Source organism: Metabacillus malikii, from assembly GCF_030813355.1.
In the GTDB taxonomy this organism is placed as follows: Bacteria; Bacillota; Bacilli; order Bacillales; family Bacillaceae; genus Metabacillus; species Metabacillus malikii.
Genome location: NZ_JAUSUD010000048.1, coordinates 1 through 12317, shown reverse-complemented (window position 1 = coordinate 12317; position 12317 = coordinate 1). Strand labels below are relative to the sequence as shown.

The 12317-nt window shown below is 36.7% G+C and carries 12 protein-coding genes; 1 reads left to right on the top strand and 11 read right to left on the bottom strand.

Features of this window, described 5'->3' with window-relative positions; genetic code table 11:
* Nucleotides 1-11: 11 nt before the first annotated feature.
* The 9 genes from J2S19_RS23245 to J2S19_RS23205 all read right to left on the bottom strand — a co-directional run bounded on the left by J2S19_RS23245 (nucleotide 12) and on the right by J2S19_RS23205 (nucleotide 10422).
* Complete coding sequence (locus J2S19_RS23245) at nucleotides 12-683, bottom strand: ABC transporter permease (protein WP_307347182.1); 672 nt, start codon at nucleotides 681-683, stop codon at nucleotides 12-14.
* Nucleotides 683-1615, bottom strand: a complete 933-nt coding sequence (locus tag J2S19_RS23240) for an ABC transporter ATP-binding protein (RefSeq protein WP_307347180.1) — start codon at nucleotides 1613-1615, stop codon at nucleotides 683-685. The genes J2S19_RS23245 and J2S19_RS23240 overlap by 1 nt, the downstream gene beginning before the upstream one ends.
* A gap of 181 nt (nucleotides 1616-1796) precedes the next feature.
* The gene (gene murC, locus J2S19_RS23235; protein ID WP_307347176.1) at nucleotides 1797-3095 is read right to left on the bottom strand and encodes a UDP-N-acetylmuramate--L-alanine ligase; all 1299 of its coding nucleotides are present in this window, start codon (nucleotides 3093-3095) and stop codon (nucleotides 1797-1799) included.
* A gap of 334 nt (nucleotides 3096-3429) precedes the next feature.
* Nucleotides 3430-4071 carry a hypothetical protein gene (locus J2S19_RS23230; RefSeq protein ID WP_307347174.1) on the bottom strand — a complete coding sequence of 214 codons (642 nt, stop codon included), beginning with the start codon at nucleotides 4069-4071 and terminating at the stop codon, nucleotides 3430-3432.
* A gap of 77 nt (nucleotides 4072-4148) precedes the next feature.
* Nucleotides 4149-7034, bottom strand: a complete 2886-nt coding sequence (locus tag J2S19_RS23225; RefSeq protein ID WP_307347172.1) for a DNA translocase FtsK — start codon at nucleotides 7032-7034, stop codon at nucleotides 4149-4151.
* A gap of 395 nt (nucleotides 7035-7429) precedes the next feature.
* Entirely contained in the window at nucleotides 7430-8236 is an 807-nt protein-coding gene (locus J2S19_RS23220) for a DUF1444 domain-containing protein (RefSeq protein ID WP_307347169.1), read from the bottom strand.
* Nucleotides 8237-8274: 38 nt separating this feature from the next.
* Entirely contained in the window at nucleotides 8275-8592 is a 318-nt protein-coding gene (locus J2S19_RS23215) for a thioredoxin family protein (protein ID WP_307347166.1), read from the bottom strand.
* Between the two features lie 201 nt (nucleotides 8593-8793).
* The gene (locus J2S19_RS23210; protein WP_307347163.1) at nucleotides 8794-9315 is read right to left on the bottom strand and encodes a DUF84 family protein; all 522 of its coding nucleotides are present in this window, start codon (nucleotides 9313-9315) and stop codon (nucleotides 8794-8796) included.
* Nucleotides 9316-9348: 33 nt separating this feature from the next.
* Nucleotides 9349-10422: a M42 family metallopeptidase gene (locus J2S19_RS23205; protein WP_307347161.1), complete on the bottom strand. Its 1074-nt coding sequence runs from the start codon at nucleotides 10420-10422 to the stop codon at nucleotides 9349-9351.
* A 189-nt stretch (nucleotides 10423-10611) separates the two neighbouring features.
* Here J2S19_RS23205 and J2S19_RS23200 point away from each other — a divergent pair, with 189 nt between their 5' ends.
* A complete protein-coding gene (locus J2S19_RS23200) occupies nucleotides 10612-10923 on the top strand; it encodes a PepSY domain-containing protein (RefSeq protein WP_307347159.1) in 312 nt (103 codons plus the stop codon).
* Nucleotides 10924-10945: 22 nt separating this feature from the next.
* On the opposite strand, the gene J2S19_RS23195 is transcribed toward J2S19_RS23200, so the two are convergent.
* On the bottom strand, nucleotides 10946-11788 hold the full coding sequence (locus tag J2S19_RS23195; protein ID WP_307347157.1) for a YtnP family quorum-quenching lactonase: 843 nt from the start codon (nucleotides 11786-11788) through the stop codon (nucleotides 10946-10948).
* 173 nt (nucleotides 11789-11961) lie between these two features.
* A partial coding sequence (locus J2S19_RS23190) for a group II intron maturase-specific domain-containing protein (protein ID WP_307347154.1) occupies nucleotides 11962-12317 on the bottom strand: 356 nt, incomplete at its 5' end.

Sequence of the window (12317 nt, the reverse complement as noted above, 5' to 3'; positions counted from 1 at the left end):
AATTTAGCACATTATTTCAGAGAAGTATATATTGAATTCCGGAGGAATTTGGAAATGTTTGCGGTAATTGTGAGGATACAAAGTGACTGTTTACAGTATTGGTAGTGATTAAGTAATGTGATTACGATGTTTGATGTAAAGACTAAAAAGATTGAAATCGCAATTGAGAGGATACTACTTCTCGTTATAGCTGATAAGCAAAAGGCAAGCGCACAGATTATAACGATTTCAATAAACGTAAACAGATAGCTTCCTAATCCAATTAATACTTGTTCACTAAGGTTCATTAATGTTGATGCAAAAAAGACTAGTCCGAACACAGCTGACATAACAAATTGAAGAACCGTCAGTAATAGGACACAATATGTAACGATTAAAAATTTTGAAATTAAGATATTATACTTTTTCACTGGTCTAGTGAATAATTGCTTTACTGTTCCCTTTTCAAACTCGTTCGCAACACTATCTCCTGCAATAATGATACACATGAATTGAATGACTAAAAGCAAGTATGAACTGACATGGATGTAATCCCAAAACGTGAACTCTGTACCCTTAAATAAATACTTAAAAAAGATGCCTACAATAAGATTCATTAACGCCATAATCGTTATAAATACCCATACACGTGGACGTTTGAATTGTTTCATATGTTCATTTTTGATTAAGTTTACAAATTGCATTAGTCTTGTTCACCTCCTAACCTTGTTAAAAATATCTCTTCTAATGGGCTACTATTTCGTTCAATTCCGACAACATTTATTCCCGAGGAAATTAAAAATTTGTTTATTTGTGCAACTTCGTGAAGAGTTGCTTCAATCGTGAAACCTGATGCGTCGTATCGGATTTCCTTATCTGAGTAGCTATGTTTTAATACACGCTCGACTTTTGAACTTTCTAATACTTTAAAAGTAAAAGTATAGTTACCATCGGTCTCGCCTTGTAAATCAGCCATTGTACCCTTTACAATGCACTTCCCTTTATCAATGACCATGACACTATCACAAATTAGCTCAATTTCCGCTAAAATATGACTGGAAATTATAATTGATACATGTTGGGTTTCTGCTAAATCGCGTAATGTTTCTCGTAAACTTTTAATGCCTTCAGGGTCTAGTCCATTTGTTGGCTCATCTAACAATAAAATCGAAGGTTGATGTAGGATAGCCTGGGCGAGACCAACTCGCTGTTTCATACCTAACGAATATGTATACACTTTATCATGTATGTACTCCTCCATATGGAGCTGTTCAATCACTTCATCTATTCGTTCAACATTGAATTTGTCCGTCATTCTAAAAAAGTGCACAAGGTTGTCGTAGCCTGATAAAAAATCATACATAACAGGATTTTCAATAATTGAGCCGACATGGCGAATTGCTTGTTGTGGATTTTTTAATAGTGAGGTGTTTTCAATTTCAATTTGGCCACTTGTCGGTTTAATAAGGCCGACGAGCATCTTTAAAATCGTTGTTTTCCCAGAGCCATTCGGACCTAATAGACCCAGAATTTCACCTCTTTTTAGTTGAAAGCTAACATCTTTAATAATCTCCGTTTTACGAATAGACTTGCTTAAATGTGTGACGTGTAAAACAGCTTGTCCCGCATTTATCATGACTGCACCTACCTTTTATACGAAAAGAGAGTGACTCAAAAAATCCCTGACAGGACCAACAAACACGAAAATATAGAATGTAAGCAGCAATAAATAGTCATTACTTTTTACTTATATATTCGTGTTTGAAGGGTCTGAGACTTTCGTTTTGAGTCACCCTCGCTTTTTCATTAATTTTTAATTACGCAAGAACCTGTTCATAAGCTTCCTGATATTTTTGAATATCTCCAGCACCCATGAATACGATTACTGCCTGTTCATGTTTCTTTAAAACAGATGTTTCATCTTCTGTAATCAAATTTGAATTATCGATTTTTTCTAATAAATTATCGATTGAAAGCTTACCTGTGTTCTCTCTTGCTGAACCGAAAATATCGCATAAATAAATTGTATCTGCTTTTTGAAGACTAGCCGCAAACTCTTCTAGAAATGATTGTGTTCTAGTAAAAGTATGTGGTTGGAAGACTGCAACGACTTCACGATCAGGATACTTTTGTCGTGCAGCATCAATCGTTGCATTAATTTCGGTCGGATGATGTGCATAATCATCGATTAAGATTTGATCACCTAACCGTTTTTCATTAAAACGACGTTTGACACCTTCAAATGTTTGCAATCTTTGTTGAATAATTTCGATATCAACGCCTTCATAGTGACATAAGGCAATAACGGATAATGCATTTAACACACTATGATCACCATATGTTGTAATATGGAAATTACCATAGAATGTATTGCGGACAAAAACATCGAAAGTCGTACCATCAGTTGATTTCACAATATTTCTTGCTTGGAAGTCGTTATCTTCACCGAAACCGTAATATACAACTGGTACTTTTGCCTGAATCTGTTGTAATTGTTCATCATCGCCCCATGCGATAATTCCCTTTTTGACATTTAAAGCCATTTCCTGAAAAGCATTAAATACATCTTCAAGATTTGCAAAATAATCAGGGTGATCAAAGTCAATGTTTGTCATAATTGCGTAATCTGGAGTGTATGACAAGAAATGTCTGCGATATTCACATGCTTCAAAGACAAAGTATTTACTATTAGGTATACCGCTCCCTGTTCCATCTCCAATTAGAAATGAAGTTGGCTCTGCACCTTGAATAACATGTGACAATAACCCGGTAGTTGACGTTTTCCCATGGACACCAGTTATCGCAACACTTGTATACATTTTCATAAAATCACCTAAGAAGCGGTGATAACGAATGACAGGAAGGCCAAGCTGATTCGCTGCTTCTATCTCTGGATGCGTATCAGGAAATGCATTACCTGCGATAACCGTTAAACCTTCTCGAATATTCTCTTCTGCAAAAGGAAATATTTTAATGTTACGTGCTTCAAGGGCTTTTTGCGTAAACACTTTCTTTTCGATATCCGAACCTTGAACTTCGTAATTCATATCATGTAAAATTTGAGCAAGGGCACTCATTCCAGTCCCTTTAATACCAACAAAATGATAAACAGTCATAATAGAACCTCCAACAAACGTCTATCTGTTTGACAGTATATGACGTTCATCTAGATTTGCAACCCATCTATATGAAACCACTAAAAAAAGAATGTTATCCAACTTTATATAACAACCTTTTCCACTATACTATCGTCAAAAGATTTTTATTTTAATTTTCACCTATCATATAAATATTATGTTTCGTACCATCAGTATTTTTACAGCTTTTTATTTAGATATTTTTTGTCAAATTACTTTGCTTTTCATGTGTACACTGTATGTAATTTGCTTACGAATGTATATTATATCACTTGAATCTAAACTTGACTATGTATTCATGTAAAATGAAAGTCTATTCTGGTTGATCTATGCGAAATTTGCTCCATATATATTTTATTGCATTTCGTTTTAAAAATGCACGCCAACTTTCATCTTGCTTTTGATATACAGTTTGAAAACTAATTGCTAGCTCTTCCTCTATTACAAATTTCTCACTTACACATAACAAATCATTGTATAGCGGTATCGAACGAATAAAGACAATTGCATTTTTATTTAACTTTGATGGAACACTATGGAATTTGCAATGCTCACCTGTAAGTAATTTCATTGCATGTATATGTCCATTTTCAGATTTTATTACTTTAAACGGCTCAAGTACACTAGCCAATAATAAAGCGTGAAGTACGGCATTACTAGGATGTTGTTTGTCTACAGTCGACTGAGCAAGGAATTCCTGATACAATGTGCGACCATTAATCGTCATGTAATCAAATTTGAACCACTCGCTAAACAATTGTTCTTCCTTTTCCGTAAAAATGGTTGAACGTTTATGTTCAACCATTTCTTTAAATACATGTTTTGCTTTCACCTTTTCTCGAATATTGACTCGTTCGACAAAGGTTTGAAATGATTCGAGATGTAAAGAAGTAAGCTGCTTAAATTGCTGCTCTTTTTCTTTACGAATGGCTTCGATTTCCACAACCTTATCCATGTTTACTCCTTTTTGCAATTGTTTCTATTTTTTTCACTTTCAAAAGAAAAGTTTTTTATAAGTAGAGCTACTTAAAATCAGTCCCCATGAATCACTTCTAATTCCTCTTCAGAAATTAAAATATCACGTGGTTTGCTGCCTTTTGTTTCAGATACAATTCCTTGTTCTTCCATCATGTCGATGAGTCTTGCTGCTCGATTATAGCCGATACGAAAATGTCTTTGTAACAATGAAGTCGAAGCTCCACCTTGGTTAACAACAAATTCACAAGCTTCAACAAAAAGTTCATCTTCTTCAGATTGAATCGTCGCCTTTTTAACTAGTTCTTCCTGATGGAATAAATATTGTGGCTTTGCTTGCTTCCGTACATGTGCTACAACACGTTCAATTTCTTCATCTGATACGAAAGTACCTTGGAGGCGGACAGCTTTGGATGAACCATTTTCTAAAAATAGCATGTCCCCTTTACCTAGGAGTTTTTCTGCACCTGCAACATCAATAATTGTTCTTGAGTCAACTTGTGATGAGACCGAAAAAGCAATTCTCGTTGGTACGTTTGCCTTAATAAGACCTGTGATAACATCAACAGATGGACGCTGTGTCGCTACAATTAAGTGGATTCCACATGCACGAGCCTTTTGGGCAATACGACAAATCGCTTCTTCTACATCATTAGGTGCTACCATCATTAAATCAGCTAACTCATCAATGACGATGACTAAATATGGAAGATGCTCTCCTTGCTTATGTTCATTGACAAGTTGATTATATCTAGTAATCTCTCTCGTTCCAGAATGAGCAAATAGCTCATAACGGCGTTCCATTTCCTCTACAGCCCATTTCAATGCAGCTGTAGCAGCTTTTACATCCGTAATAACAGGGCTCACTAAATGTGGAATGTTATTATATGGAGCTAATTCGACCATTTTCGGGTCAATGAGCATTAACTTAACTTCCTCTGGTTTTGCCTTATATAAAAGACTGACCAATATGGTATTTATACATACACTTTTCCCTGAACCAGTTGCACCAGCAATAAGGCCATGGGGCATTTTCTTTAAATCTGTCACAACTGGCTGACCTGAAATATCTAGGCCTAGTACAGCCGTCATTGGCGATTTGTTTGCTCTAAATTCCGTACTTCGAACAATTTCGCGAAGGTAGACCATCTTACTTACTTTGTTTGGCACTTCAATCCCGATTGTATTTTTCCCTGGTATTGGCGCTTCAATTCGAATATCCCTTGCTGACAGGCTCAGTTTAATATCATCACTTAAATTGGTGATTTTATTTACTTTGACACCTGGTTCTGGATGGACTTCAAATCTTGTCACAGATGGTCCTTGTGTAACATTGACAACATTTGCTCGCACATTAAAGTTATGTAACGTACTGTTTAATAACGCCGTTTGCTCGGTTAACCACGTGTCATCTTCGACAAATTCGCGTTCAGGTACATTTAAATAGTTTAGCAATGGAAATTGATACCCATTTTCCGCTTTTTCTCTCATGCGCTGTTTATCGCGGCCTAACATCATCACATTAAATGGCAATGATTTCTTTCGCTGTTGCTGCGAATTTATTTGGTCTTGTTCGTGCTTGTCCTTTATAGTTGTATCCTCTTGATTTACAGCTGCAACTGATTGTTGTGGTTCGGATTCGAGCTGATGAGATTGTTCAGATAGATTTGTTACTGTTTCATCCTGCACATTATACTGACGAATATCTTGCTCTTGCTGACTATGCCCTGGCAATTCGTCTTCTGTATGTTCAATCTCTCTAGTTGTTTTAGCTTCAAACTGCTCTTGGTAGTCATGTTTACATTGTTCAGCCGTGTCTGCTGCAAATAACTGTTCTTCATCTGGTTCATCTATCTGACCAGTGATTAAATGCCTTAACGCAGAGTCCAGAACCTCCTCATCAGTTGCCTCTTCAACCTGTTCAGTTTGATAAATTTCTTGTTGAACGTCCGCTACTTTCTGTACAGGTATTTTAGTATCCAACTCTTCATCAGTTGCTTGTTCAATGTGTACAGTCAGGTCTGTCTCTAGTTGCACATCATCATCAATAGCCCATTCAGGTTTTATATTCCCTACTCTGGAATCGAATTCTAACTCACTAGTTTCCTCTTGTTCAAATTGGTTACCTAGTTCCTGATGGTGCGGTTCTTCTGACAAATGGTTTATCGGGTGCACTTTTTCTTGCGCTTCTTGATTTTCAGTAAGTATATCTAAGTAACTTGTGCTACTATCTTGTTCAGGTTTCTCATTAAAAAATGTAACGACAGGTAATTCATCGTCGTTCGAATATTCATGCTCGATTTCAGTTTCTTCAAGTCGTGACGACCAATTCGTAATTTTAAAATCATGAGACTCATCAGCCGTGACAGCTTTCAGATGTTCTCTATCTTTCGTGTAAGCTATCTCATCATGTACTGGTATTGACGCGTCTTCAATCTGCAGACTTCGGTGAGATTGAGTCTGGTTTGTCATCGAAGACTCCGTTAAGTTCCTCGTCGTCTCAAAGTTCTCAACCTTTGAATCTTTTAGCTCTTCTAGCTTTGTTTGCCGTGGCTTACGTTTTTGAAAGCCATGTACAGGTGATGGAATTGATGTAGGCTGGAATGGCTTTCGAGGTTTTAATTCCTCTTTTTCTTCCTTCACCGGTTTATTCTGTTTACTAGTATATGTTGCAGTAGTCTCTTTATTTTGATACGTCTCTCGTGGTTTTCTCGTTCGTGGTCGTTCATGACGAAGGATGATTTTTTCGTCTGGTATGACAGGAAAGCGAAAATTTCCTTTTGGATATTGATATGATACCTTTGCCTCTACATTCTTATAGCTGGATGGTTCGTCAAGTTTAGCTTGTGTATGGTTTTGAATAGGTGGCATAGGTTGCTCAGTTATTTCCTCGTCTTCTTCCTCTCTCGAAACGAATGTTACTAATTTTTTAAACCAATTCATTATTAATCACTCTTTCAACATTTCAATCTATCGTATACTTTATTGTATCAATAATTGTCTAGATTTGAAGATGATTCTTTGTTCTTTTTAAAAGTTATACTATGTTTACCATGATTATCTGTCTTATTTCAAGTTTAACGTCAACTGTTTTCTAGCATTTAACTATATCTTTTAATATGGTTCTTTAAATCAACTTGACGCTGAAGTCTAGACCTCTGCAACACAATAATCGTGATAAAAGAAAAGAAAGAGGTTGTCTGATTTTCATAAGCTCTTGTGTAGAACTTCTCTATCAGGCCTCTTTCTTTTTTTTAAAAAACTAGGTTTGATACTGACCTTTTCATAAAAAAATACGAGAATACTCAACTTTTTGTGGGGTTGTTTTCCAAAACCATTTAATTTTGTGGTTTATTTTTCCCTAGAATAAAAATCGGTTCTAGCTTTTTATTTTCATATAGGAAAGATAGTGCTGTAATTGGAACAGTTCCACTAGCAAAGAAGCTCATCGTTAATTGAGCTAGAATATCGTATCCTGCATTATTTCGGACATCAACAATGATTAATACATCCTGATGCGGTACAGCTACAGCCATTTCACCTTCAACCTTTTCTTTAAATGACTGTAATAAGCTATCATTTAAAATTCGGCTAGCATCGTAGCCATCATTCGCATTTAAAAAATAAAAAACATTTCCTGCGACATGGTCTTCTTTAACTTTTGTTTCTAAGGAACGTACATTAAATGAAGCTACTTCTTTTATCTGGTCTAAGGTCCAGGTTTCCTTTTTCATCATCGTTTCATCAATTAATCGATACGTATTCCCTAAGTCTAATGCATAGTAAATACGTGTCTCTGCCGTGTGTTCGGAATAGATTAACGGTACCCCTGCACTACTTTCCACTGGAAACGATGTTGAACGAATGACTGGGTAAACATTCTTTTCTTTTCCGGTAAGCTGTTGATTATCTTTCATCGCGATGAGTGCTTCTTTCACGTAATAAACAACTTCATCAACAGCCTTTTCTTTCGATGTCTCCCATTTGGCAATTATACCTGGTAATGATAAGGTAACCCCTTTTTCTAACGTGACATCTTCAATTCTAAGACTATCCTTTTCACGGTCAAAATCAAAACGCCACTCAGGTTGATTGATTTTTTCCTTCAGCATTTCTACTAACTTTCTAGATGTTAATTTTTTCATCCCTTCCCCTCCTTCCTTCATTTATTTATCATTTCTAATTAAGCTTTTAGGCTATCAATAAATTGTTGAATTTGTTCTTGTGTTTTACGATCTTTGCTGACGAATCTGCCAATTTCTTCACCTTGGTGGTAAGCAACAAAGCTAGGGATGCCGAAAACATTAAGCTCTGCACATAAATCAATATATTCATCACGATCGACATAAATAAAAGTATAGGTACTGTTTTGTTCCTCAATTTCCGGTAAAATAGGTTCAATGACTCTGCAATCAGGACACCAGTCTGCTGAAAACATGAAAATTGTACGATCTCCTGAAACTAGTTGTTTATATTCTTCAATTGATTGTAATTTCTGCATATTTATTTCCTCCAATAATGTTAACTCATTTGTTTTAAAAATAATTATTGTTTCATTTTAAATGAAACAACGATCACTTTCCACTTTCGAGACTCATTCACCGCTTTTATTCGTTCTTCAAAATACTTAAGCAAGCCATTATGATTTTGCTTAAATCCTTCGTATAGCTTTTTCATCATAGAAAAAAGCGACAGAAGCCGCTTATTTTTCCTGTTTGTTTTGATATAGATATTGACCAATTAACAGTTCAGCGAGATGTGTGAACATCGTTGTTCGATTTATAATCCCGTTTGTAAAAATTCCGATTGCCCCTTGATGTTTGCCGACTTGATGTGATTTTACATATTCATCCATTACATCACCAAGCTCTCTTCCTGAAAAAACCTCGTCGCCGATTTCATTCGGTAGAACAATTCGAGCCCCGCCGGCAACGATTGGTTTTAGCTCATTATCAACCATTGCGCCCCAGTTGCATAAAAAGTAACCTAGCTCACTTTTTATAACACCACCTTCTAAACCTACTCCAAGTTGTGCTGTCGCCTCATTTAGAGCATTTTTCGCACGATTGATTGCACCAGTTACTGTTTCCTCGTCTGATAATGGTTGTGGTGAGACGTTAGATTGTACCTGTAGTGCAGCAAATTCGGCTGATAGATGTGGGGCAAATGCTGTTTTAATGGCATTTACCTTTGTTGGGTTTTTCGTCCCGATTGCGATTATCACTTTTGTTTCCTTCTTTCATATCTTTTAAATCTTTTAGGCATTGTCTTTAATCGTTTTTACGGTCGTTGCATCACAAGCTTTCACGAGTCTTACTAATAGCTCTTTAGCTGCAGCATAGTCATCAACATGCATAATGGACCCAGATGTGTGGATATAGCGAGCACAAATACCAATAACGGCTGATGGGACTCCTTTATTTGAGACGTGGACACGCCCTGCATCTGTACCACCTTGCGAAACAAAATATTGATACGGGATCTGATGTGTTTCCGCCATATCTAGAATAAATTCACGCAGTCCACGGTGTGTCACCATTGAACGGTCATAAATTCTTAGTACTGCACCTTTTCCAAGTTGACCAAATTGTTTTTTATCACCACTCATATCGTTCGCAGGTCCTGCATCTAATGCGAAGAAAATGTCAGGGTTTATCATCGTCGCTGCTGTTTGAGCCCCTCTTAAACCAACTTCCTCTTGAACAGTTGCACCTGAGTAGAGAGTATGAGGCAATGTTTCTCCCTTTAATTCTTTTAGAAGCTCGATTGCAAGTCCGCAGCCATAACGATTATCCCATGCTTTCGCGAGAATTTTTTTCGTATTTGCCATCGGAGTGAATGGACTAATCGGAACGATTTGCTGACCGGGTCTAATCCCTATTTGCTTTGCATCTTCTTTATTATCCGCACCGATATCAATCAGCATATTTTTTATATCCATTGGTTTAGAACGTTGTGCATCACTAAGCAAATGAGGCGGGATTGAGCCGATTACCCCTATAACAGGACCTTTCTCGGTAATAATTTGAACTTGTTGTGCTAAAAGAACCTGACTCCACCATCCGCCAAGTGGTTGGAAACGAAGCATCCCATTTTCCGTTATTTGCGTGACCATAAAACCAACTTCATCCATGTGTCCTGCGACCATAATGACAGGGTCACCTTGTTTTCCATGTCTAACACCGAAAATACTGCCTAGTTTATCCTGAACAATTTCGTCAGATAAAGGCGTTAACTCTTTTTTCATAAATGCACGCACTTGATGCTCATTCCCTGGTGCACCCGGAATTTCTGTCAATGTCTTAAAAAGCTGTAACGATTCTTCATTCATTGTGCTTCACCCTCATATTCGCGCTTAGCGCATCATATTTGTTATCTTTTTCATCTCAATATAGGATATATCATTTCACCTAGTCGTATGATGTTATGTAACCTTAAACAGTAGGTCGTAAAAAATGATATAATAAAATAGTTTATAAACGGTTTGTACGTCAAATCCTAACAATAGGAGTGAAATGTATTGAAAGGTAAATATTTTTATATTGGATTTGGCCTTGGTGTTGCTACAGGCTATCTCCTAAAAGACAAAGTAATGCAGCGTGCCATTTCTTCTGAAAAAGCATTGAATATTGTCAAACAGGCCTTCAAAGAGAAAGGGCCTATAGATGGTTCATGGATTTATACAATACCCGAAGCCTATAGTACAGAATATGTAACATATGATGTTTATAAAGCTGGTATTTCCAGAACAGTTGATGGAGAGTCAGAACAATATGAAGCATTTGTCGATAAAAATACAGGCCTCATCGTTCATGTTGAACAAATCAACTAATTTCTACGGGTGACTATTATCGTCACCCTTCTCTTTTTAGCTTATCAATTATCGTACCTTCTTTATTCCATTTCACCGCTCGTAATTTTGCATCATGATAAAAGAGGTACCATGCTTGATGACTTTCTCCATATTTTAACCACTTTTGCTTCATTTCAATTGATTTCATTGGATAATTATCATAGGCTAGGACCCATAATGGATGATAATGTGCATGTGTTGGCATGATATCCGCCATATGGATCGCCACTTCGTCACCATCCTCAATGACAACAATACTATGCCCATTACTATGACCGCCAGTATGATACATTGTGATTCCATCGGTTATCGTGACAACGTCTTCAAACGTAGTCACCTGGTGTTCAATCGCCATCCAATTTTCTTGCCAATATGTATTTTTCGATCTGATATTAGGAGTTCTCATTTCATTCCATTCAATGGTAGAAGTAATAATCGGTGTTTGTGGAAAGACAGGTTGCAGCTCATCGTTGACCCATTTTGTTAAACCACATGCATGGTCAAAATGCATATGAGTCATTATTATTTTATCAATGTCACTGACAGTAAGTCCTAAACTCATTAATGATTCTTCTAATGAGGATTGTTCCGTCACACCATAATTTCTTAGCTGTTTATCTGTTAGTTTACCGCACCCTATTCCACTGTCAATTAATAAGTTTAAACCGTTTTTTTGAATTAATATCGGGTCTGTTCGCAATTCGATTTGATTTAGTTCATTAGCTGGATACTTCTTTGACCATAATGGCTTCGGTACAACACCAAACATTGCACCGCCATCAAGATTTGTGCAGCCACCATTTAACCAAGTAATCTTTGTCTCACCAATCTTCAATGTTTCCACATTTATGCGCCTCCCCTCATAATAGTTTACCATAGAAAAGAGGGCTCGACGTTTAGTAAAGCTTATTGTTAACAGGAAAAATTGATTGAAGTATCGAGTAGGAGGGAGTGGTTAACTCCCGACCTCTCACACCACCGTACGTACGGATCCGTATACGGCGGTTCAATTTTATCTTAAGCGTGCACTTTGTTGTAATGTTTCGTGCAGGAGATTAGTCCAAATTGGGCTAGTCTCTTATTGGTTATTGTTGTAGTGAGTATCCAAGAGTAAGCGATACGGGTTACCCCTTTACTTGTGTGGCTATTTTTGTATGCACTATATTTGTCCATACCTAGTTTAATTAAGTTTCTCCTACGATTCTTCGCTGTTTTCCATTTTTTCCAGATACACATTCGCAGTCTAAACCTGGTATTGGCGTCTATTGCCCGAAGTATTTTCTTCATATAGCCGACTTTAAAGTAGTTAACCCAACCTCTTATTAACTGATTGATTCGTTCAACCTGATATTTCGTATTAACACTCCAATTCT

What these genes read in the sequence shown, in the direction of transcription:
- J2S19_RS23245 (WP_307347182.1), bottom strand. Translation starts at nt 683, where the DNA reads ATGCAATTTGTAAACTTAATCAAAAATGAACATATGAAACAATTCAAA.
- J2S19_RS23215 (WP_307347166.1), bottom strand. Translation starts at nt 8,592, where the DNA reads ATGCAGAAATTACAATCAATTGAAGAATATAAACAACTAGTTTCAGGA.
- murC (WP_307347176.1), bottom strand. Translation starts at nt 3,095, where the DNA reads ATGACTGTTTATCATTTTGTTGGTATTAAAGGGACTGGAATGAGTGCC.
- J2S19_RS23230 (WP_307347174.1), bottom strand. Translation starts at nt 4,071, where the DNA reads ATGGATAAGGTTGTGGAAATCGAAGCCATTCGTAAAGAAAAAGAGCAG.
- J2S19_RS23220 (WP_307347169.1), bottom strand. Translation starts at nt 8,236, where the DNA reads ATGAAAAAATTAACATCTAGAAAGTTAGTAGAAATGCTGAAGGAAAAA.
- J2S19_RS23240 (WP_307347180.1), bottom strand. Translation starts at nt 1,615, where the DNA reads ATGATAAATGCGGGACAAGCTGTTTTACACGTCACACATTTAAGCAAG.
- J2S19_RS23225 (WP_307347172.1), bottom strand. Translation starts at nt 7,034, where the DNA reads ATGAATTGGTTTAAAAAATTAGTAACATTCGTTTCGAGAGAGGAAGAA.
- J2S19_RS23205 (WP_307347161.1), bottom strand. Translation starts at nt 10,422, where the DNA reads ATGAATGAAGAATCGTTACAGCTTTTTAAGACATTGACAGAAATTCCG.